Below are 22,491 nucleotides of genomic sequence, written 5' to 3' on the forward strand. Positions count from 1 at the left end.
GATGGACTTAGGGCTTTGCTATCGATTTGTAAGCTAAGCATAATGTATATGGTACAATACAAATATTGATAAATAAAATGAATGTTATTTATAAAGGAGATAAGTAGTTACTTATGCCAACGTTTACACAATTTGAAATCCTTGTAAAGGTTATTGACGAGGGAAGCTTTACAAAAGCTGCTCAAAAACTGCATATGTCGCAGCCAGCGGTCAGCCATGCAATCTCTACTTTAGAATCGGAGTTAGGCGTTACTTTATTAGTACGAGAGCGAGGAAAAAATTTAATTGTAACAGATATAGGGAAACGGATTCTCTTCCAAATAAGAAATATTCTTAATGGCTTAGAAAAAATTGACCAAGAAGTCTCATTAGAAAAAGGATTAATCACTGGAACAATCCGTATTGGCACTTTTCCTAGTGTTACGGCTCACTTTTTACCAAAAATTATTCGAACGTTTCAACAAAAACGACCGAATGTTTCACTTACATTTAAAGAGGGGGCGCAAGAGGAAATCAAAGAATGGTTGACCTCACGGGAAATTGATATCGGTTTTGTCGTTCTTCCATGTCGTGAATTAGATACAATCCCGCTTGTAAAGGATCGATATCTTGTGATGCTCCCTAATGGTCATCCTTTGCTACAGAAAGAACTGGTACGTCTAGAAGATTTAGAAAACGAGCCTTTCATTATATCTAATGGTGGATATGAAGCACCTATTATCGATCTCATGAGGAAACAAAAAATATCAATTTTAGAGAAATACAATACAGCGAACCTAAATACATCTTTAGGGTTGATCAAAGAAGGGCTCGGAGTCCTTATTCTACCTGAGCTCTCATTGAAAAATCTTTCTTTTCCTAAAGCGAACATCCGACCATTAGAAACAAACAATCACAGACATATCGCCTTGGGCTTACCTTCAGTAAAGGGTGCATCTCCTGCCGTCAATTTATTTATTGATATAACAAAAGAACTGTTTGATTAGGTAGTTTAAAAAATGCGGTAAAAGTGGGTTTTTGCTAAAAAGCAATAAGGACCTTTCTGAAAGGAAAGGTCCTTATTCGTTAGTAATGCAGCTATGAAATTGACTCCCCTGCTTTACTTTTCATGTCTAGATATACGATTCTTTTTTCCATAACGAACAAATCAAGGCTTTGGATTAATACCAACCCAGGATAAGCCAATCATTAAAAATGTAAAAAGTAAAATAAACAAACTAATCCCAATTCCCCAAGCTGCATATAGTCTTGATCTTTTAGATGTGATCAAACCAAGCAACCCAAGGACAAGCCCAACAACGGGTAGGTTGATAAGAACCATTTGAGGAAAGTCATCAAAATCCATCAATAACGCAATATTAACCCCTGCTAATGCGATTAGCGCGACCAGAAAGGAAAGGAAACCTGAAATGGTGGGTAGCTTTCTGTGTTTTCCTTTGTTCTTATTGTTCATTTCTAGTTCCATAACTTCACTTCCCCCACCTTCATGACACTAATTCGTTTATTTTCCTTTAGTTTTCTTAATTCGGGAGTTGGGCCAGTGACCACTGCTCCATAAACTTGGATCCCATTTTCTTCAATAAAGGGGATTCTTTCTTTTAAAACTAAAGATCGTGCCTGCGATATTCTTTCAGCTGTTTTTTCATCCTTGGCTAGGAAATGTAAAATATCTAAAAATATCTCTTCATTTGACTTTTGTCGACCATTAAATGGTGACCATGTGGTTGTGTCAACCTGTAGCGGATAGCCTATTGGCGCAACAGAGTATCCCGCATCATACAAACTCTTGTCTTCAATACCTGTATAAACGGCCACCCATCTTACTTCAACATTTTCCCCAAGCTGTTTTTCAATTTCCCCAGGCTTCATTAATTGGTTCAAAGAAAGATATATCTCCCCCACTGTTCCATCTGGAAGGTGATCAAGAATATCCCAGTCTGATCCAACTGTTTTTCCATATGGTCCGCCCGGATGAAAAAGCTTGTTAGTCTCCATGTCTCCCCTAATCGGAAGTGGCCTCTCTAGTTTCATATCCCGCTCAGGAAAATTGGGGTTATCCAGTGCAAAACTAACCGAATACTCGCCCGCTTTATAGTCCTCTTTCCCTATTCGCTTAAACACATCAAAATAAAGATCCATCGTAAAGAATCCGATATCCTCTTCTACTTCCATCTCTTCTAAACTCATATTCGGTTCTGTAACATAAATGGTTTTTGTCGCGATATCAATTAGATGGTTCGCTTTTCCGCCAATCGCGTAATACAAATAACTGCTTAATGTAAGGATTGGCACGATTAATAACAAGACTGCCAGGCTAATCATAATATTTGTTTGTAATGCGTGATTTCTACCCGCTTTAAGGAGTCTTTTTTGTTTTGTTTCAGGTACCTTGTGGCTTTTTTCATAGTCTTGCATCGATTCATTTAAAAAAGATTGATAAAGTTCCTCATCATGATGATTTTGCTCTTTATCCATCGTGCCTCCTCCTTTCCTTAACCCTTTCAACCACCTTTTTCCTTCCCCTTGATAAATGGCTCTTTAGTGTATTTATATTTAAATGAAGAATGTCAGCCGCTTCTTTTAAGCTTAACTGGTGCAAATCACAAAGAACCAGTGCATGCATTTCCGTTTCTTTCAACGAATGAATGTCGTTCATTAGAGCGATAAAACCTTCTTTCTCTAAAAGATAGCTTTCAGGTGTCTTGATACTGATTTGATTATGTACTTCATCGGTTATGACCACCCGACTGTGTTTTCTAGTAAAATCGATAAAAGCATGATAGGCCACTTTAAACAGCCATGGTTTAATAGTTTGGATGTCATCTTCCGACAGCTGTAAATACGCTCGGTAAAACGTCTCTTGAACCAAATCCTCCGCCGTATGGTGATTTTTTGAAAGGGAAAATAAGTATCGATATAGATCATTTACATATGCTTGAAACACTTCATCTAAATCCACCGCTTTCCCCCCTCCAATCTATCCACGAAACAGCTATAAAAAAAGTTGCAAAATCCGAAAAGTTATTTTCGGTACTTATAAAAGAAAATCGAATCCTAATTTTTTCGCAAAAAACACAAAACGAGGGCCTGCCCCCAGTACGGCAACATTTTTCGCCGGGGAACAGACCCTTTCATTATAACCAATCGTTTACTGGCTCACATCTAAATGTAATTTTATCTCTTTTATTTGTTCGATGTGTCGTAGTTCATGCATATAAATTTGTTCAATCCATTGGTCAAGCGGTAATTCACCGAGGGCAGGATGCTTTGTTGATTTCAAAGCCAAAACCGACGTATCCTCAATTGTGCTAAGGAAAGAGAGCAATTTTTTTCTCGAATCGATGAACATGCCAATGATGGATTGAACTTCAAATGGTTCGACATCTGGTTCGACGATTTTCGGAGCTTTAATCTTATTCGTTCGGTCCAATATAAGATGTACATTTTTTCGTTTTTTTGTAGTATTGTCAACCTCTTTTAATCCCCACTCTATTGCCATAATTGTTGCCTGTTCCACTAATACTAGGTGATGACAAACCTGTGCTATACTCCATTTGTTAAGACCAGGTCTATCATTAAATTGCGTGAAATTTAATGAAGAGATCTCCTTTACTACATTATTTCTCGTTTCATACAGATTTTCATATATTTCATTACTCATGTAAGTCCACCCTTCACGAGAAAAAATAAATACCTAGATTCCTATTTAAGTATATATTCTTCAAGATGAAAAGTATTCTAGAGTTCGCGACTGGTATCCAAATTCTTACACCCAAAGGTTCAATAATCCTTCATTGATCCCTAAATTATACATATAGTAGACACCAAAAACAGTACTGATTGCCCCCGTTATTAAACCGAATGTCCCACTTACAGTCCTACGTTTCTTGCTTAACACAAACGGAATGCCAATGATGGTAGTAAATAAAAGCATGCCAATGACCGTTCCTACACCAAAAATAAGGATAAAGATTGCTGCTTCCCCTACACTTTTTACAGTACCCATCGTCAATAGAACCATGGCTCCGCTTCCTGCTAGTCCATGGACAAAGCCTATAAACAAGGAACCCAAATAAGAAGTGCTTTTATGTTCCCTGCTATGTTGGTGGTGATGGACATGTGTGTGTTTATGTATAAACGTATTTTTAAAAGAAAGAATTGTTTTCACCCCAAGGTAAACTAACATGATTCCTACTAAAAATTCTAAAGACATGGCCCACTTTTCAGGTATTTCGTTCTTCATAAGGATGACGACAAGCCCAACTAGAAAAAGTGTTACAGTATGCCCAATTCCCCAAAATATTCCCGCCAAAGAAGCGTTCCACAACTTTTTACTTTGGCTCGCAATTGTGGATACTGCAATAACATGGTCAGGTTCAATCGCATGCCTTATTCCTAAAATGAAACCCAGGGCTAAAACTGAAAAAAAAGTAACCTCCATCAGATCTCTCCTCCATTTTTCTTTACTTGTTAATAACCCAGCAATTATACGAATTGCTGGGTTATCAACCTTAATATTTTCTTAGCAAGCTAGGGGTTTTGTTAAACCACTCTTGGCTAATTATATGATGGAATTCAGAAAATATATTTTCAATCGTCTGTGTTTTATTTGCTAACACCCGTACCGTGAATCCTGGGATTGGTAAGGTTGACAGTCCCACTTTATATTCCTTTGTATTTGTATCGATAGCCTGATATAAACGGTCAAGGAGACTATGATTGGCTTTTTCGTCAATCACAAGTAAAGATCCCAAATGGGAATAGCCTTCCATCAGGCCCAATTCCTCCATGTTCCGCATCGACGGATTTAGTTTGATATGATCATATATCACCAATTCATTTTCCATATAAACTTCATTGATTAGCTGAAGTATATCATAACTAAACTTTTCCCCGTCCGGAGACCATCCTGGGGTAATAATATCTGAGTAAAGAAGAGTGGATCCTTTCTCCATACGGATTACATTCTTTTGTTTATATCGTGCATCCTGGTAACCTATTAGCGGATCGGGAATATACTCAAGGTAGCTTCCGTCTTTAAGGTTAATTTCTGTTTCTTGGTAAGCATGGGTCTTTGGTGTCTTGTAAATTTTTGTGGCTGACTGTGTGGTTAATGTTAGCTTTGCTTGTTTTTCTAACGAAATCTTGAGTTGATAGCGGTCCCCATCCAGATAGCCACCACCTGGATTTAAAATATAATAACAGACTTGTCCAGAATCATCATGATAGATGGGGCGCATAACTTTATACGCCCCTTGAAAGTAAACATTCTTTGCGACGGTCTTTCCATTCCGCTCCTCTGCATCTAAACGCAAAACGCCAGTCCAGTCCTGCATTTTTATGACAACCCTTTTAAAAGTGCATTCTTCTTGATCCAATCTATAACCTGATCAAGACCTTCGTTGGTTTTTAAATTGGTGAAAATAAATGGTTTGTCACCGCGAAACACTTTTGTATCAGATGCCATAACATCTAGATTTGCCCCAACTAGTGGTGCCAAATCCGTTTTATTGATGATAAAAAGGTCAGACTTAATCATCCCTTGTCCACCTTTACGCGGGATTTTTTCTCCTTGAGCCACATCAATAATATAGATGGAAAAATCGACAAGCTCTGGGCTGAATGTAGCAGCCAGATTGTCCCCTCCACTTTCTACAAAAATGAGTTCAACATCGGGATGTCTCTTAATCAATTCTTCGATCGCCGCGGAATTCATGGAGGTATCCTCCCGTATGGCCGTATGCGGACAACCACCTGTCTCTACACCAATAATTCGATCCTCCGGAAGCACGCCGTTATTCATCAGGAATTTCGCATCTTCTTTTGTATAGATGTCGTTTGTAATAGCGGCCATACTGATTTCACCTTGCAAATGACGAGTTAACTTTTCAACCAACGCAGTTTTTCCTGCTCCTACTGGTCCCCCTACTCCAATTTTAATAGGTTCCATAACAACACTTCCTTTTCTCTATTAATCAAACATTAAGATGCGAAGATTCGAACATTCACACGTTCATGCAGCATTTGCGATAGTTCCAGACCGGGAGAGACAATCCCAAAGTCGTCTTCATCCATTTCCTCTACCTTTGCAACAGCCTCTGTTAAAACATCTTGAAACTCTTGAATCGTTTTCTGACCTGCTGTTTGGCCCAAAGGTATAGCCCGAACCGCATTTTGCACAAGGCTTGAAACAGTCGAATATAAATAATACAAAATAGTAGTGAATGCGGGCACACCAAGATGGTGGCCCACAATCGTAAATACAATCGCTGGATGACCGAAGGATTTGTTTTGTTTGATGCGCTCGCCATACTCAGACAGAACCGGAATGTCGTAAAGGGATTTTACGAGTATGAGCATCCGGTCGCCTACCCTTTGGGTACCCTCTCTCGTTTCCCGTGGCAAGTTTTGCGCGTTCAACATCCTGTCTACTTTCCAAACTTTTTGGAAGTCTCCCTTTTCTAATGCTTCGTATACGAGACGGCAGGCAAGACCATCTGAATAAATGAGCTGCTCATTTACATACACATGCAACCAGCTATTGAATGATTCTCGATTATGTACTTTGTCTGCTTGAATATAAGTCTCCAACCCATATGAATGACTAAACGCTCCTGTCGGGAAATTGGAATCACATAACTGAAATAATGAAAGAGTATTTTTATCCATGGCTGTGCCCGATATGGCGAAAGGCCTTTTTCACTTTCCGCTTTTCACGTTGATAAGGAATCTGAAGCTCTTTCAGTAATTCTTCAACAAGGTAATCATACTGAACAAGCATCTCGTCCCCTTCAAATTGGGCCGGTAGATGACGATTCCCCAACTGATGGGCAATTGTCCCCATCTCCTTTAGACTACGTGGTTTTATCACAATTAACTCATCGGAGAGCACATCTATGATGATTAAGTTCTTATCATCCATATAGAGAACATCACCAGCAACAAAATCACGCGGTTCTTTTAATCGAATTCCAATTTCCTTGCCATGGTCGGTCGTCACCCTCTGAATCCGTTTCATTAAATGATCGCTTTCAAGGAACACCTTTTCAATATGGCGCTTTTCAATCTCTTCTTTTTCCATATCATCAATATTTGTTACAATTCTTTCTACTAACATGATCTTCACCTCAGAATAGGAAATATCGTTGTCCCATTGGTACCTGGTCAACCGGCTCGCATGTAATTAATTCACCGTTTACTTTCACTTCATACGTTTGCGGATCAACCGTTATTTCTGGAGTTTCGGAATTCAACTTCATGTCTTTCTTCGTCAGTTTCCGAATACCGCGAACCGGAAGAATCATTTTTTGCAACCCAAGCTTTTCATGCACTTTCTCATCAAAAGCAGCTTGGGAAATGAACGTAATGGATGAGCTGGATAACGCTTTTCCGTATTGCGCATACATTGGACGATAAATAACAGGCTGCGGTGTCGGGATAGACGCGTTCGCATCGCCCATCAAGCCCTCGACAACAAATCCATTTTTCAGGATCATTTCTGGTTTCACCCCGAAGAAGGCTGGATTCCAAATCACAAGGTCAGCAATTTTCCCAACTTCGATGGATCCAACATACTCGGAAATTCCATGGGTGATCGCAGGGTTAATCGTATATTTAGCAACATAACGCTTTGCACGATTATTATCAGAAAGCTCAGTGTCGCCCTCTAAAATTCCCCTTTGCTTTTTCATTTTGTCAGCCACTTGCCATGTCCGCAAAATAACCTCGGCTATCCGCCCCATCGCTTGTGCATCCGAGCTAGTCATACTAAATACACCCATATCTTGGAGAATATCCTCTGCAGCAATGGTTTCACGTCTAATACGTGAATCGGCAAATGCAAGATCCTCTGGAATAGAAGGATTTAAGTGGTGACAAACCATTAGCATGTCCAAATGCTCATCCACTGTGTTTATTGTATAAGGCATGGTCGGATTTGTTGAAGATGGAAGAATGTTCATATAGCTGGCTGATTTAATAAGATCCGGCGCATGTCCGCCCCCTGCTCCTTCTGTATGGTACATATGAAGGACACGGTCTTTAATCGCTGCCATCGTATTTTCCATAAAGCCGCCTTCATTCAACGTATCGGCATGAAGAGCGACCTGTACATCATATTTTTCAGCAACCCTTAATGCATAATCTAGGGCAGAAGGGGTTGCTCCCCAGTCTTCATGAACTTTCAGACCTATAGCACCAGCACGCACCTGTTCTGCCAGCGGCTCCTCTGCAGTCGCTTGGCCTTTTGAAGTGAATCCAACGTTAATTGGCAATCCTTCCGCTGCTTGGAGCATTTTGTGCATATGCCATACACCAGGAGTTACAGTTGTCGCTTTTGACCCTGCAGCAGGGCCAGTTCCGCCCCCAATCAATGTTGTAAGTCCTGAAGCTAATGCTGTTCGAATTTGTGTCGGATTGATAAAATGAACGTGGGTATCGATTCCACCTGCTGTTACAATCATGCCTTCACCAGCAATGATTTCTGTTCCTGCCCCGATCACAATATCCACATTGTCCATAATTAACGGGTTTCCAGCTTTACCTATGCCAGCAATTTTCCCATCACGAATTCCAATATCCGCTTTGTAGATGCCGGTATAGTCTAAAATAACAGCGTTTGTAATGACCAAATCGGCAATTCCATCACCACGTGTTACTAGTGGATGTTGCCCCATTCCATCACGAATTACCTTCCCTCCACCGAATACCACTTCTTCTCCATAGGTGGTATGATCCTTCTCAATTTGAATCAGTATATCAGTATCTGCTAAACGAATAGAATCACCTGTAGTCGGTCCATACATTTGTGCATATTGCTTTCTTGTCATCTTGAAACTCATTGGTTACCCCCCTTTTCTAGTGAACCGTCTACTTTATTATTAAAACCATAAACACGGCGTTCTCCAGCAAAATCAATTAGTTCAATTTCCTTTTCATCCCCTGGTTCAAAACGCACAGCAGCTCCAGCTGGGATGTTTAGGCGCTTTCCGTATGCTTGATCTTTATCAAATTGAAGTGCTTCATTGACTTCATAAAAGTGAAAATGGGACCCCACCTGAACAGGACGGTCTCCTGTATTTGTCACAGTCAATTTGGATGCTTTCCTTCCGGCATTGCAAACGATGTCTTCTTCTTTTAGAAATAATTGGCCTGGCTGCATGTAAATAGCCTCCTGTCACTTTTTATTTAATCGGACTATGAACTGTTACAAGCTTTGTTCCATCTGGAAATGTGGCTTCTACCTGGATATCATCAAGCATCTCCGGGATTCCTTCCATCACATCATCACTTGTCAAAATCGTGGCTCCATATTCCATCAATTCTGCAACTGTTTTTCCATCACGTGCACCCTCTAACACTTCATGGGTGAGCAGTGCAACCGCTTCCGGATAATTTAATTTCAAACCTCTTTCTCTCCGGCGCCTAGCTAGGTCGGCCGCAACAACGATCATGAGCTTGTCTATCTCACGTGGTGATAATTGCATGGTCATCCTCCTATTTTCATACTTTATTTTCCTAAAGCTATTTAAATCTTTATGTATGTTCTCCAGTTTTTCCCTTATTTAAACAAGCTATTTGTTATAAATAATATAAAAAAATATCGACAACCCACTTGGCTTATTAAAGATTTGCTCTCATCTAAACGAACAATCAAATTTCTTTTTATTTAATCCTTGATTACAAGGGATACTAACGAGGTGGAAACGTGGAAAGAATAGAATCGCCGCAGTGAAGTAGCAGTTTCTGTTATGAGATCGTTTTCCAATAATTTTTGGAAGGAAGGATTTTCGTGCAAAACACCAATCATAAGCCTTGGGCAGAAGGAAGATTATTTTCTTTTCTGATGGCCGCTCTAAAAAGCATTTCTCAAGTTATGCTCATTGAAAATGCTCTTTCGGGATTTATCATACTCATAGCTATAACGATCTTTTCCTATACTTTAGGAATCATCACCATTTTATCAGCCTTGATTGCCAATATTATGGGGAGGATAGGAGGTGTAGAGGAACAAACGATTAATCAGGGGCTGTTGGGTTACAATTCCGTATTGACAGGAATAGCGCTAACCTTATTCCTGACAGGACCTTACGACTGGATAATCGCCCTCCTTGGCGCTGCCGTTACAGCAGTATTTACAGCCGCCATGATTCATGTAATGAAGAATACGGGGATCCCAGTTCTTACTTTTCCCTTTATCATCCTGACATGGTTTACATTGATGGCTTCTTATCGGTTAGAGGCTTTTCACATAACCTCAAACTTTGTCCCTCAGGATATTTCTTATTGGAAATTGGAACCACCTGAAAATGTAGTGTGGTTAGATGCGGCTGTTCACGGAATTGGACAAATTTTCTTCATAAGTAGCACTCTATCAGGTATTCTGTTTTTTGCCGCGGTTTTTTTTGCTGGATGGAAGCTTGGCCTTTATGCTGTTTTAGGAAACGTGGTGGCTTTATTGACATCGTTTTTCCTTGGGGGAGAATATGATCCAATTGAATTGGGGCTTTATGGATACAATGCAATACTAACCTCCTTAGCTGTGGCTGTCGTATTTAAGACGAATCAAAACCGTTTTGCGTTTATCTCCAGCATAATCGCTACTTGTGTAACTATTCCGTTAGTAGCCAGTATAACAACATTACTTCAGCCATTCGGACTTCCGGCCTTGACCATGCCTTTCGTTCTTAGCACATGGCTTTTCCTGGGTGCTAGAAGAGTTATGCCGAACCTATAAAATGAAATTACTCAATTACTACGTAAATAGTAGGCATACACCACCCCGATTAGGGAAAACTTGAAAGAAATTACTACTTAGGAGGAATTCATTATGTTTAAAGATTTAGAAGTACGACCAATGTTTGACGATCAGGTGCACGAGCGTCATCAATTCACAATTACTGTTGATGGATCAGACTACCAAGGACTTTTACACGAAGGCGAGATTCATTGGTTTCATCCACATCCTAAAAACACATTCGAGGAAGATCATGTAGATGCGATTGAAGCCCAAGTCCACGAGAAGATTTCGCAACACTTGGAGCAGCAACAACAATAAAAAAGTAGCTGAATCTTTGGTTTTTTGCTCAGAAAGTCCTTCATGAAGGACTTTTCCGCATGATTTCTTCATCGGGATGTCCTTCATAACCTCGATGAAGGACTTTTCCGCGTGATTTCTTCGGCGGAATGTCCTTCATAACTTCGATGAAGGACTTTTCCGCATGATTTCTTCGGCGGAATGTCCTTCATTGCTTCGATGTAGGACTTTTCCGCATGATTTCTTCGGCGGAATGTCCTTCATAACTTCGATGAAGGACTTTTCCGCACGTTTTCTTCATCGGAATGTCCTTCATAACTTCGAGCATGATTTCTTCGGCGGAATGTCCTTCATAACTTCGATGAAGGACTTTTCCGCATGATTTCTTCGTCGAAATGTCCTTCATCAAAATTTGGTCATATAAGAAAACCAGACAAATGCCCAATCCTTTTTGTTTATACAACTATTTTTTATATAATTCAAAATTAAAACGCCCAATTTGTGGACGCAAAAATAAGTAATCCTTAATATCTTTCATATACTACCTACAATAATCCTATACCTTTCGTATTGTAAAAAACTTTGTCAAAAGCCATGTTCCTGGAGAAAATCCAAGCGTTAATTGCCATGCACCAAGACCTTGCAATCCATATTCATGAATAAGTAACATTTTAGCTCCCATGCTTCTTACGTCTTCAAACCATACTTCATGTCTTAATCCCGTTTGATCAGTATAATAAAAAAAAGGAGACTCATATTCAGTTGAATATTGGATCGGTGATTGAAACCTCATGGCTGTTTCCATAGCTCGTTCATTTGAAATAGCTGGAGCAACCCTACCCGGATTATGAGGAATAATCCAATCATACCCATATAAAGGCATGCCTATAATAATTTTTCTATGGGGGACATATCTTATGGCAAATTCAATCGTTCTTCGTACATCTGTAATTGGAGCAACAGGTCCTGGTTCACTTCCGGCATGGTGAAAATCATAAGCCATGATAAACATGTAGTCGACTACGGACCCTATTCCCCCAAAATCGTAACCCCTAAGCCAGGGAATGTCTTCACTTGTTTTTGCAGGAACAGCAATGGTCAGAGTACGCCCTAATGGCCTTAACCGATCACTCAATTCCCGTAAAAAACCTGTAAACAGATCTCGATCTTCAGCTAATACTCGTTCAAAATCGATTGTAATCCCACCATAGCCTCTATTGGTTACTAAATAAGTAATATTATTTACTAGATTTGTTCTTGCAGTAGGATTATTTAATACTTGATGAACTAGTTCAGAACTAAAGCCTTCAGGTACCAGATTGGTAATCGTTGCAAGCGGTCTTACCCGATAAGTCCAGGCCGTCTGAATAGCAGTCAAATCATTTAAGGTGTTAGCGATATCCCCATTGGCTGCAATATGGTAGTCAAAAATAGATAAAGATGTCGTATAAGGGGCAAAATCACGAATTAAAGCTCTGTCCAATTCTGGGGTTCTTACAACGTAAAAGCTAAGTGTGGATGCAGGATAACCTGAAATATGCGGAATAGTTAATCTCATTCCTGGTTGCAATGTAGCTGGAGCGACGTTTGGATTTGCTTTTATTAGTTGATCTAAGGATAAGAAAGATTTTCTAGCAATCTTTGTAAAAGTATCACCAGGTTGAACAATATAAGTATATAAAGGAATGAGTAAGGCCTGACCTGGAACAATATTTGTTTCATTTAAACCATTCACCAGTCGAACTTGATCCATCGATATTCCGTAGCGATTACTAATCGAAAATAAGGAATCACCAGCTTGAACCTCATGATAAAACATTTTATCCCTCCACAGCACCAGGATTATATTGATTTCAGATCAAATCAATATAAAAATATTTGTTCCATTATTATATGAAAGACTTTTATACGGACAACACTGTAAAGTTTATTTTTCAAAAATTCATCCAACAATAAAAAAAGACCAACCGCTATCTATTTCAGATTACGATCGCCCTTTAATTTTCATGATAGGTAAAATAAAAATGAAATGGAGAGTTATTTAAAAAATCATAAAATCGTTCAACTACGCATGAACTAGAGTACGTTTTAAGAATTCCCTCGTACGCTCTTGTGTTGGGTTATTGAAGATGTGTTCTGGTCTTCCTTCTTCTGCAATAACCCCCTTATCCATAAATACGACTCGATCCGATACTTCTTTTGCAAATTCCATTTCGTGCGTTACGATTAACATTGTTAGACCAGATTCAGCGAGTTCCTTCATTACTTTCAAAACCTCTCCTACCATTTCTGGATCAAGAGCTGATGTCGGTTCATCAAACAACATGACATCTGGTTCCATCGAAAGTGCCCTTGCAATTGCCACGCGTTGCTTTTGCCCACCGGATAATTGCTTCGGCTTGGCGTTAATATATTGATCCATGCCCACAACCTTTAAGTATTTCATCGCAACTCTCTCGGCCTCTTCCTTGGAGCGTTTCAATACTTTTACTTGTCCTACCACACAATTGCTAAGGACATTATGATTATTAAATAAGTTAAATTGTTGGAAAACCATTCCTAAATGTCTCCGATAGGTAGCGACATCATGATTGTTATCCAATATATTTTCACCTTGATAGATAATTTGCCCGCCGCTAGGTCTTTCTAATAGATTAATACAACGAAGAAGAGTTGATTTACCAGAGCCGGAGGAACCGATGATGGAGACAACTTCTCCTTTATTCACCGAGAAATCAATATCTTTTAATACTTCATGAGTGCCAAAGGATTTGCTTAAATGTTGAATATCAATAATTTTTTCCATTTTCTCTCCTCCTTCTTCCTATTGTTGTTGATTGACTTGTACTGGTCGATCGTTCCCAATCATCGTATAGGTATCAGAGCCATCTAATTTTTTTTCAAAGTATAGTAGTATTCTAGTGACAATAAACGTCATCACAAAATAAATCATACATGCTACGAAAAACGATTCAAAATATCTAAAATTATTCCCTGAAATTGATTTTGTTACGAAATATAATTCTGTAACGGAAATCACATTCAGAACCGATGTATCTTTAATATTTATCACAAATTGATTACCTGTTGCAGGGAGAATATTACGAATAACCTGTGGTAATACAACGTTCCACATCGTTTGGAAATGATTCATTCCAATTGCATGTGCGGCTTCAAACTGTCCCTTATCAATCGATACAATCCCACCACGAACATACTCAGCCATATAGGCGCCTGTATTGATCGATACAACAATTATCGCTGCAACAAAAACATTCATATCTATACCAAATGCTAACGCAGAACCATAATAAATAACCATCGCTTGTACAATCATCGGTGTTCCACGGAAGAATTCAATATAGATGGAGAGGATGGCATTAATGACTTTTAAAAATAGCTTGTTCACTCCACGTTCAGGCATCGGAATAGTTCGGATCACTCCTGCTAATAATCCAATCACTGCCCCAAAGATTGTCCCAATAAGAGCAATTAATAGTGTTACACCCGCACCACGAAGGAACATTGGCCAGTTTTCGGTGATAATTCGTATGACCCACTCAAAACTCATCTTTCTTCCTCCTTTACTTTTTAAAACCGACTGTAGTTGTGGTACAGCCGGTTTCTAGTATTTTTTTATTGTGCTGCTGGTTGATTTTTAATCGCTGAATCCATAATGCTTGTACGTTCTTCTTCAGAGATACCTGCTAACGTTTCATTGATTTTATCTGTTAAGTCACTGCCCTTTTGAAGTCCAACAGCGATTGCTGTATCATCTGGTGATGTTTTAAATCCATCTTCAAACTCTACCATTACAAAGTTCTCATTTGCAGATGAAGCACTAACACCTTCTGGTCGTTCTGAAACGTATCCATCAATCATTCCTGATTCAAGCGCCACTCTCATTGCTGGGAAGTTGTCCATTGCTGTTTTCTTTTCCACACCTTCAATTTGATCGATCACTGTATAGTGGAATGTATTTAATTGAGCTGTAACCTTTGCTCCCTTGAAATCTTGAATAGAGGTTGCATTTTCATACTTGCTGCCTTTCTTCACAACCATGACTAGATTTGAAGTATAGTAATTGTCCGAAAAGTCAATTGCTTCTTTACGTTCTGCTGTCGGTGACATACCAGCGATAATCGCATCAATTTTCCCTGATGTTAGAGCCGGTACAAGGCCATCCCATTCTGTTTTAACAATCACTAATTCTTTTCCTAATCCTTCAGCCACTTTTTTCGCGATTTCTACATCATAACCGCCCGCATATTCTTGAGACCCTTCAATTTTAACTGCACCGTTAGAATCATCGTTTTGAGTCCAGTTAAATGGCGCATATCCGGCTTCAAGACCGACCTTAAATGTATGATCCTCTGAAGATGATCCAGAATTAGAACTACTGCTTGTCCCACACCCTGCTAATAAAAGAGTGGTTGTAACTAATAAAACGACGAATAATGATAGTTTGTTTCTCATGATGTATTTCCCCCTATTTTTTTTAAAAATTTCGACACAAAAAAACGACCTGAGATATACCCAGGTCGCTGTATCGTTTCCCTAAAGTCCTCTCTTTTATCCCAAATGAGATAGCACAACTCAATAAACGGAGGGTTTATTGAGACAGTCCTGCAGCTCTTAACTACAGACCCAGCATGTAATAGTGAGAATATTACACACTTCGGCGACATTTCCTTCTCCTTAGCATCACTGCTTCTCAAACTCCACTAAGGACTGTTAAATATCGCGCCTCTACCTCACTAAGAAAAAGTGAGGCCTTATTCGATTGTTTTTTTATACTACAATAATATCTATAATTCCGTCAACCATAAATTTTTAAAATATCTAGCAAACTACGTCAATTGTCTTTTGATGACTCTTTTTTTAGGTTAATTCAATCTGCTTTGTTTCTTTCCCAAAAAAGGCAAGTATAATCACACCAATCACAATACTTATGCAAAACAGCGTAAAAATGAGACTAATGGATTGACCTGCAGAAACGAGTGAGCCTACGAGGAGTGGTCCAAGAATTCCACCTACACGCCCAATCGCTGCGGCCATACCAGCACCTGTCCCACGAATAACAGCCGGGTATTGTTCTGGCGTGTACGCATATAAAGCCCCCCATGCACCGAGGTTAAAGAAGGATAAAAAGATACCTGAAACAATGAGAACTGCAGTCGTTTCTGCCTGCCCGAAAACAAGGGCGGATCCTGCGGTTCCTAGCAAATAAGTAACAAGTACAAACTTTCTGCCCACCCGTTCAATCAGCCAGGCAGCTGTAAAATAACCCGGTAGCTGAGCAAGGGTCATAATTAATACATATTCGAAGCTTTGAATCATACTAAATCCTTTCATTACCATAACGCTTGGTAACCAAAGGAACATACCATAATATGAAAATACAACTGTAAACCATACCATCCAAAGTACGAATGTGGACCGTGCATATTTCTTCGACCACACATCTCGGACGTTTTGGAAAACCGTACGTTTCTCCACTTTCTTTGGTGAAAACGCTGGAGAGTCCGGAAGATTTAGTCGTAAATAAATCGCATAAAGAGCAGGTACCGCACTAATAATAAGGGCAATTCGCCAGCCATATGACGGAATAACAAAATATGAAATAAGTGCTGCAACGAGCCAACCAAATGCCCAAAAGCTTTCAAGTAGAACCACTACTCGCCCACGCTCTTTCGCTTCTACACTCTCTGAAACGAGAGTTGAAGCAACGGGTAATTCTCCACCAAGCCCCATCCCAACAAAAAAGCGAAGTACTAAAAATAAAAAGAGGGACGTTGTTAATGCGGAAAATCCACTCGCAAGTGAAAACAATACTAAGGTGATGATAAATATATTCTTCCTTCCTATCCTATCTGCCCATAATCCGAAAAGAAGAGCACCGACAGCCATCCCGATTGAGTTCACACTTCCGATCCAACCCATCTGATCCGGTGTCAACCCCCAATCTTTGTGCAGTGCTGCAATAATAAAGGAAAGCATCCCGACATCCATTGCATCAAACATCCAGCCGAGCCCTGCAATACCAAGGAGCCTCCTCTTTGAGATTGTTTTTTCTGTCATGATTTTTCCTCCTAGTGTCTTGACAGTTGTCATTACCATTTTACTATAATCGCCATCATTTAAAATGACAAGGGATTTTTTTCTTCTCTGGATTTGGTATGAACTCTATTTTTTTTCTGGAAAATTAATAATTCGACAATAATGATTGGCCTTTTTTCAAACAGTCATGTTCCGCCACATTCGGAAATTCATATCCAAGAATTTTCAAGGGATACTAATACATAACTTGTACGCAATTATTAAGATTATGCGCAGCAAAGGAAAATGGATTGGATATAAATTCTTTACTTCCATAATTTTGTTTTGTGAGACGGTCACAATTCATGTATAGTAAAAGTATTCACAAACGAAATTGGGGGGTGAGAATCCTTTGATGATAGATTTTCTTTTATTAGATCCGGAAGTTTATACGCAAATGGCACTTAACGTAAGTGTCTGTATTGGATTAATGTTACTTTTACTTTCTACACAAAGGGTTCAGATTGGTTTTAGTTCACCCTTATCCAATTTTTCAGACACGAAAATTAGTGAATGTAAGAAGTTTGATGGCATTCGAAGTCTTTTAATTCAGTACTTTATCACAAGAAGAATCACAAAATCGATTCGAAATAAAATATATACAAGTGATGATTCTGAAGGTTTTGTTTCCGTTTATCTTAACAGTTAAATCTAACTTTTAAGGAGGAAACATGAAAAAGTCTCGTTTTTACACCAAACTGATCATTCTTTTATCCGTACTGACTGCACTACTATCTGGATGCGGAATAAATTCAAGTGACAATAATGAAGGTTTTTTTAATAAATTTCTAGTGGACCCTATCACACATTTCATAAATTTTATCGCAAATACATTTGATGGTAGTTACGGAATTGCGATTATTGTTGTAACCATATGCATACGGTTGGTTATGATGCCATCTATGTTAAAGCAGTATAAGAATCAATCCGTTATGAAAGAAAAGATGGATTTAGTAAAGCCTGAAATGGAAAAGATTCAGAAGAAAATCTCAGCTGAAACCGATCCGAAAAAGAAACAAGACCTACAACGGGAAATGATGGGTCTTTATCGACAACATGGAATTAACCCACTTAATATGGGGTGTTTGCCACTACTTATTCAAATGCCTATCTTAACCGGACTATATTATGCAATTCGTAGTTCGGCCGAAATCTCGCAACACACTTTCTTATGGTTTAGTCTAGGGCAGCCTGATTTAATGTTAACAATTATTGCTGGGGTTATTTATTACATTCAATTTAGAATCTCGCAGTTAAACATGTCACAAAGTCAACAACAACAAATGAAATTTATGGGGTTGTTGTCACCGATTATGATTGTTGTCATTTCATATAGAGCTCCAGCTGCACTACCACTTTATTGGGCAGTAGGCGGAATCTTCTTGACACTCCAAACACTGATTGGTCGTCGACTTTATCGTAACGAAAAGGTAGGAAAAGTCCTAGAAAATAAACAAATTTAAAAATAAAATAGGACCAGTTCCCTTAGTAGCAACTTAGGGGCTGGTCCTTTCTTGTTTTATAGATCAGTGAATCTTAAAAAGGAACCTGAGAAAACGATAATACAAAATAGTTAAGGACGTAACAAATAAATACACTGGAAACGAATAAATAGACTTCCATTCCTTGAACGTGAAAACACCAAACACGACAGTAATCCATTCATATACCACACTAAATAGTGAAAACGCAACTATATATAAAAAGGTGTAGATATGCTTTATTTTAAATTTTTCATATAAATAAAGGAAAATATAAGCAAATGGACCGTATAGAAGATAGGAAAAAATATCAAACATCTCAAATCTGCCACTATCCATCAGATCATATAAATCCAGTGGCGGTCCAGCTAATATATGGTCAGCAATTCTTGCAATTGTCGCAGAGAATAAAAGAATTAAGATAATCATACTCAAAGGGAATTTTCTTCTTGGTAAAAAGAATACCGAATAAGAAGCTAATAGAGATATGATGACAAACCATTCATTTTTGCTAAATTCAATAGGTAACGGAAGTAAATTCATGATACAATTCCTTCCTTATGAAGTAACAACCTGAATCCTTGTTGAGCAAGTAAAGTAAAGAAAAATATACTCCCCCACATCATGCCTAACATCACATGATTCCAATCATCAAATTGATATACACCATAACGTCTTAATATATAGTCACCTATGTACAAGAGAGTAAAAAAACACACTAAAAGGAATCCACCTTTATAGATATTATGTTTTGTTCCCTGCCACAAGTCGATTAGCCATAAGATTACTAGCGGAACATTTATTACAGCGTTTAGACGAAATGCAATAAGATCCTGCAGCTTATTACTAACTTCCCATAATTCTAGGTTTACGCAAATAATCGATACTAAACTGGTATAGATAAACACCAAAATAAAGAATATAAATATCTGTTCAAGAAAGCTCATTTGCTTCTTTGTCGAAAAAAAAGCGTTCACCAATAACATGGTCAAACAAAAAGTAAGTGTTAATGACATAACAAATACCTCCAACCAGGTTTTATAGCTAAAACACAATACATTAATTATCACAAACTGAATCTTCATGATTTTTCATAAAGGTGGTTTGTGAGTATGGTTCCCAACATAGTGATAATTAATGTAATTTGAATTATCCAACTCAAAGTGACAATTACATGTTTCACAGATTGTTTCGAGGTTATAAATATCCATATACTTTCAATTTTTTATAGAGGGTATGGCCTGTTTTTCATCTAATATTTCAAAAATAGTGTTCAAACTTAAGTTTAGGACGGATAATGCATAAGTAAAATATACCCAATTTCACCAATCCCGTTTCTCAATCTATCTCAGGATGTTTTTCAAGACACTTTTATGAAGGCTTTTAGAGATTTAGATAGTTTAATAGATAGATCGAAAATAGGCGCATAGTTATCTACTAAAGGGCCATTATTTTAAATAACTGTGAACCTTTTGTACAATTAAAAATCCCCTTTACCGATAATGATTTTCATTGTAAAATAGAATCAACAATGATGATAACGATTATCATTATCATGATCGAAGGAGAATACATGATGTATCTAAATGAATTGAAAGTTGGCGAATCCGCAAAAATAATTAACTTGAGCCATGTTCAGGAGTTTATTAAAAAACGTCTCAATCATTTAGGAATCTCTGAAAATGCTGAGATTTGTTTGAGAAATAAACTTCCTTTTGGTGGACCATGTATGATTGATTGTCACGGGCAATGTGTGAGCTTACGTAAAAATGATGCTAATTGTATACAGGTAGAATTAGTATGCAAATAGCATTATTTGGAAATCCAAACACTGGAAAAACATCATTATTTAACTCATTAACAGGTTCATACGAATATGTGGGGAACTGGAGTGGGGTAACCGTTGAAAAAAAAGTAGGAACCTTACGAGACGGTAAAGGGTCTCTTATTGATCTCCCTGGTGTTTACACATTAAACCCTATCTCAAAAGATGAAACAGTTGTGACTCAGTTTCTTTTAAAGGAACCTTTTGAAGAAATTCTTAATATTGTCGATGCATCACAATTAAAAAGAAACCTTCAATTAACTGTTCAGTTATTAGAATATGGTAAGCCTATTGTTGTAGGGCTTAATATGATCGATGTAGCAAAAAAACGGGGAATGATCATTGATGAACATAAGATCTCTAAGCAATTGGGCTTACCAGTTATACCGATTATTGCCCGCACAGGAATGGGTGTGAATTTTTTATCAAATGAACTCACATCTTCTAAAAATAATCAGAAAATAAAACCACTTATTATTAACTACGGATCCGTTATTGAAGATGCTGTCAAAAAAATAGAAGGAATGATCCCAGATACACAACATGAAAAACGTTGGTTAGCTATTCAATATTTAGAAGGAAATTCTCGTGTAGAAGAATTTCTATCCCAATGGGGTAATGTGAAACAATTAAGCCAAATTGTTCAATCAGCAAATACTAAATTATTGGAACAAAATCAACATTCACTTCATCAAGAAATTTATTGCGTGAGAGATCGTTATATCCAAGACATATTAGATCATTCTATAGAGTATAAAGAGCAAAGTAAAAAAAATTCATCTGAAAAAATTGACCAAGTGGTTACCAATAGAATATTAGGTATTCCAATATTTCTTAGCTTAATGTACTTGATGTTTATGTTAACGTTTAACTGGCTTGGCTTACCTATTTCAGATCTTTTAGATGGCTTTTTCTCTGGACCATTAACCAGTTGGGTAGAAACTGGTCTCAATGCTGTGGGAGCGAGCGATTTTATTCGAGCCTTAATCCTTAATGGAATTATTAGCGGAGTTGGTGGAGTATTAGTATTTGTTCCACAAATTTTTATTCTATTTTTCTTTATTTCTTTATTAGAAGATTCAGGATATATGGCGCGTGTCGCAACAGTAATGGATAGAATTATGCAAAGTATGGGTCTTAATGGAAAAGCATTCATTCCTATGATTATCGGATTTGGGTGTAATGTACCTGGGATAATGGCTGCACGTACAGTCGAGCAACCGAAGGAAAGATTGTTGACTATTTTATTAACACCATTAATGTCTTGTTCAGCGAGATTGCCTGTGTATGCCTTATTTGTCGGTGCTTTTTTCGCTCATTTTCAAGCGTTAATTGTTTTATCTTTGTATGTATTAGGAATTGTACTTGCGCTTTTATTAGCAAAATTATTTTCTAAAACTGTGTTTAAAAATGAGCAATCGTTCTTTATTATTGAACTTCCTCCTTACCGCTTCCCACAATGGACATCATTATGGAGAAGTACTTGGGATAAAGGAAAAGGTTTTGTTCGCAAAGCTGGCACATTTATTTTTGCTGGATCTGTATTTATTTGGGCATTATCTTATGTCGGTCCACACGGCCTGGATGTACCAATGGATGAGAGTTTTCTTGCAATGATCGGGGGGATATTTGCACCAATACTTTCCCCATTAGGCTTTGGGACATGGCAAGCAGGAGCAGCGTTATTAACAGGTTTTTTAGCAAAAGAAGTCGTAGTGGCATCAATCGGAATTATTTATGCCGTTCCTGAATCAGGATTGCAATATGTTTTACTTCAAGCCTTTACACCAGTTTCTGCGTATAGTTTCATGGTCTTTGTCTTAATCTACGTTCCGTGTTTAGCTACTGTAGCGGTAATTTCTAAGGAAACCGGGTCGAAAAAATTGACGTTGTTTAGTATTGCTTATGCTTTAATTATTGCTTATATCCTTTCTTTTGTTACTTTTCAAATTGGGTCAGCATTGGTTGGTTAAATTTTAGAAAGGGGTTTTAATATGATTGTAAGTTGGGTCATTGGAGTGCTCATATTTGGATATGCGAGTATTATGATG

General features: G+C 38.1%; 26 protein-coding genes and 1 riboswitch. Of the genes, 7 read left to right on the forward strand and 19 right to left on the reverse strand.

Annotated features, from left to right (window positions below; translation table 11 throughout):
- The first annotated feature begins 113 nt into the window (after positions 1-113).
- The gene (locus ABC371_RS01285) at positions 114-986 is read left to right on the forward strand and encodes a LysR family transcriptional regulator (protein ID WP_412895208.1); all 873 of its coding nucleotides are present in this window, start codon (positions 114-116) and stop codon (positions 984-986) included.
- A gap of 161 nt (positions 987-1,147) precedes the next feature.
- On the opposite strand, the gene ABC371_RS01290 is transcribed toward ABC371_RS01285, so the two are convergent.
- The 12 genes from ABC371_RS01290 to ABC371_RS01345 form a co-directional block, all read right to left on the reverse strand.
- A complete protein-coding gene (locus tag ABC371_RS01290; RefSeq protein ID WP_412895209.1) occupies positions 1,148-1,465 on the reverse strand; it encodes a hypothetical protein in 318 nt (105 codons plus the stop codon).
- Positions 1,456-2,475, reverse strand: coding sequence for an anti-sigma factor (locus ABC371_RS01295; RefSeq protein ID WP_412895210.1), 1,020 nt, complete (start codon positions 2,473-2,475; stop codon positions 1,456-1,458). Before ABC371_RS01295 ends, ABC371_RS01290 begins: the two co-directional genes overlap by 10 nt.
- Entirely contained in the window at positions 2,468-2,959 is a 492-nt protein-coding gene (locus ABC371_RS01300; RefSeq protein WP_412895211.1) for a sigma-70 family RNA polymerase sigma factor, read from the reverse strand. The genes ABC371_RS01295 and ABC371_RS01300 overlap by 8 nt, the downstream gene beginning before the upstream one ends.
- A gap of 189 nt (positions 2,960-3,148) precedes the next feature.
- Positions 3,149-3,661: a DinB family protein gene (locus ABC371_RS01305; RefSeq protein WP_412895212.1), complete on the reverse strand. Its 513-nt coding sequence runs from the start codon at positions 3,659-3,661 to the stop codon at positions 3,149-3,151.
- A gap of 105 nt (positions 3,662-3,766) precedes the next feature.
- Positions 3,767-4,441, reverse strand: coding sequence for an urease accessory protein UreH domain-containing protein (locus ABC371_RS01310; RefSeq protein WP_412895213.1), 675 nt, complete (start codon positions 4,439-4,441; stop codon positions 3,767-3,769).
- A 70-nt stretch (positions 4,442-4,511) separates the two neighbouring features.
- Positions 4,512-5,336: an urease accessory protein UreD gene (locus tag ABC371_RS01315; protein ID WP_412895214.1), complete on the reverse strand. Its 825-nt coding sequence runs from the start codon at positions 5,334-5,336 to the stop codon at positions 4,512-4,514.
- Between the two features lie 2 nt (positions 5,337-5,338).
- A complete protein-coding gene (gene ureG, locus ABC371_RS01320) occupies positions 5,339-5,950 on the reverse strand; it encodes an urease accessory protein UreG (protein ID WP_412895215.1) in 612 nt (203 codons plus the stop codon).
- 32 nt (positions 5,951-5,982) lie between these two features.
- A complete protein-coding gene (locus ABC371_RS01325; protein ID WP_412895216.1) occupies positions 5,983-6,669 on the reverse strand; it encodes an urease accessory protein UreF in 687 nt (228 codons plus the stop codon).
- On the reverse strand, positions 6,662-7,117 hold the full coding sequence (ureE, locus tag ABC371_RS01330; RefSeq protein ID WP_412895217.1) for an urease accessory protein UreE: 456 nt from the start codon (positions 7,115-7,117) through the stop codon (positions 6,662-6,664). The genes ABC371_RS01325 and ureE overlap by 8 nt, the downstream gene beginning before the upstream one ends.
- A gap of 10 nt (positions 7,118-7,127) precedes the next feature.
- On the reverse strand, positions 7,128-8,840 hold the full coding sequence (ureC, locus tag ABC371_RS01335; RefSeq protein ID WP_412895218.1) for an urease subunit alpha: 1,713 nt from the start codon (positions 8,838-8,840) through the stop codon (positions 7,128-7,130).
- Positions 8,837-9,160, reverse strand: coding sequence for an urease subunit beta (gene ureB / locus ABC371_RS01340; protein ID WP_412895219.1), 324 nt, complete (start codon positions 9,158-9,160; stop codon positions 8,837-8,839). Before ureB ends, ureC begins: the two co-directional genes overlap by 4 nt.
- 22 nt (positions 9,161-9,182) lie before the next feature.
- Positions 9,183-9,485 (reverse strand): urease subunit gamma, encoded by a 303-nt coding sequence (locus tag ABC371_RS01345; RefSeq protein WP_010677712.1) that lies wholly within the window; start codon positions 9,483-9,485, stop codon positions 9,183-9,185.
- Between the two features lie 305 nt (positions 9,486-9,790).
- On the opposite strand from ABC371_RS01345, the gene ABC371_RS01350 reads away from it, so the two are divergent.
- Positions 9,791-10,735, forward strand: a complete 945-nt coding sequence (locus ABC371_RS01350; RefSeq protein ID WP_412895220.1) for an urea transporter — start codon at positions 9,791-9,793, stop codon at positions 10,733-10,735.
- Between the two features lie 93 nt (positions 10,736-10,828).
- Positions 10,829-11,056 carry a hypothetical protein gene (locus ABC371_RS01355; protein ID WP_412895221.1) on the forward strand — a complete coding sequence of 76 codons (228 nt, stop codon included), beginning with the start codon at positions 10,829-10,831 and terminating at the stop codon, positions 11,054-11,056.
- A gap of 535 nt (positions 11,057-11,591) precedes the next feature.
- Here ABC371_RS01355 and ABC371_RS01360 read toward each other — a convergent pair.
- The 5 genes from ABC371_RS01360 to ABC371_RS01380 form a co-directional block, all read right to left on the reverse strand.
- Complete coding sequence (locus ABC371_RS01360; RefSeq protein ID WP_412895222.1) at positions 11,592-12,854, reverse strand: glycosyl hydrolase family 18 protein; 1,263 nt, start codon at positions 12,852-12,854, stop codon at positions 11,592-11,594.
- Positions 12,855-13,100: 246 nt separating this feature from the next.
- Positions 13,101-13,841 carry an amino acid ABC transporter ATP-binding protein gene (locus ABC371_RS01365; RefSeq protein ID WP_412895223.1) on the reverse strand — a complete coding sequence of 247 codons (741 nt, stop codon included), beginning with the start codon at positions 13,839-13,841 and terminating at the stop codon, positions 13,101-13,103.
- An 18-nt stretch (positions 13,842-13,859) separates the two neighbouring features.
- Complete coding sequence (locus tag ABC371_RS01370; protein ID WP_412895224.1) at positions 13,860-14,606, reverse strand: amino acid ABC transporter permease; 747 nt, start codon at positions 14,604-14,606, stop codon at positions 13,860-13,862.
- Between the two features lie 65 nt (positions 14,607-14,671).
- Positions 14,672-15,511 carry a transporter substrate-binding domain-containing protein gene (locus ABC371_RS01375; protein ID WP_412895225.1) on the reverse strand — a complete coding sequence of 280 codons (840 nt, stop codon included), beginning with the start codon at positions 15,509-15,511 and terminating at the stop codon, positions 14,672-14,674.
- A 103-nt stretch (positions 15,512-15,614) separates the two neighbouring features.
- Positions 15,615-15,795: riboswitch (Lysine riboswitch) on the reverse strand.
- 121 nt (positions 15,796-15,916) lie between these two features.
- A complete protein-coding gene (locus ABC371_RS01380; RefSeq protein WP_412895226.1) occupies positions 15,917-17,116 on the reverse strand; it encodes an MFS transporter in 1,200 nt (399 codons plus the stop codon).
- Between the two features lie 370 nt (positions 17,117-17,486).
- Here ABC371_RS01380 and ABC371_RS01385 point away from each other — a divergent pair, with 370 nt between their 5' ends.
- Together ABC371_RS01385 and yidC are read left to right on the forward strand one after the other, a co-directional pair.
- Positions 17,487-17,783, forward strand: coding sequence for a hypothetical protein (locus tag ABC371_RS01385; RefSeq protein ID WP_412895227.1), 297 nt, complete (start codon positions 17,487-17,489; stop codon positions 17,781-17,783).
- A 22-nt stretch (positions 17,784-17,805) separates the two neighbouring features.
- Positions 17,806-18,597, forward strand: coding sequence for a membrane protein insertase YidC (yidC, locus tag ABC371_RS01390; protein ID WP_412895228.1), 792 nt, complete (start codon positions 17,806-17,808; stop codon positions 18,595-18,597).
- Positions 18,598-18,660: 63 nt separating this feature from the next.
- On the opposite strand, the gene ABC371_RS01395 is transcribed toward yidC, so the two are convergent.
- Both ABC371_RS01395 and ABC371_RS01400 read right to left on the reverse strand, forming a co-directional pair.
- Positions 18,661-19,158 (reverse strand): hypothetical protein, encoded by a 498-nt coding sequence (locus ABC371_RS01395; RefSeq protein ID WP_412895229.1) that lies wholly within the window; start codon positions 19,156-19,158, stop codon positions 18,661-18,663.
- Positions 19,155-19,631 (reverse strand): hypothetical protein, encoded by a 477-nt coding sequence (locus ABC371_RS01400; protein ID WP_412895230.1) that lies wholly within the window; start codon positions 19,629-19,631, stop codon positions 19,155-19,157. The genes ABC371_RS01395 and ABC371_RS01400 overlap by 4 nt, the downstream gene beginning before the upstream one ends.
- A 557-nt stretch (positions 19,632-20,188) precedes the next feature.
- Between ABC371_RS01400 and ABC371_RS01405 the strand changes: the two genes are divergently transcribed.
- Both ABC371_RS01405 and feoB read left to right on the forward strand, forming a co-directional pair.
- A complete protein-coding gene (locus tag ABC371_RS01405) occupies positions 20,189-20,425 on the forward strand; it encodes a FeoA family protein (protein ID WP_412895231.1) in 237 nt (78 codons plus the stop codon).
- On the forward strand, positions 20,416-22,413 hold the full coding sequence (feoB, locus tag ABC371_RS01410) for a ferrous iron transport protein B (RefSeq protein ID WP_412895232.1): 1,998 nt from the start codon (positions 20,416-20,418) through the stop codon (positions 22,411-22,413). Before ABC371_RS01405 ends, feoB begins: the two co-directional genes overlap by 10 nt.
- Positions 22,414-22,491: the final 78 nt, after the last annotated feature.

Source organism: Bacillus jepli, assembly GCF_047238305.1.
Taxonomy (GTDB): Bacteria; Bacillota; Bacilli; order Bacillales; family Bacillaceae_L; genus Ferdinandcohnia.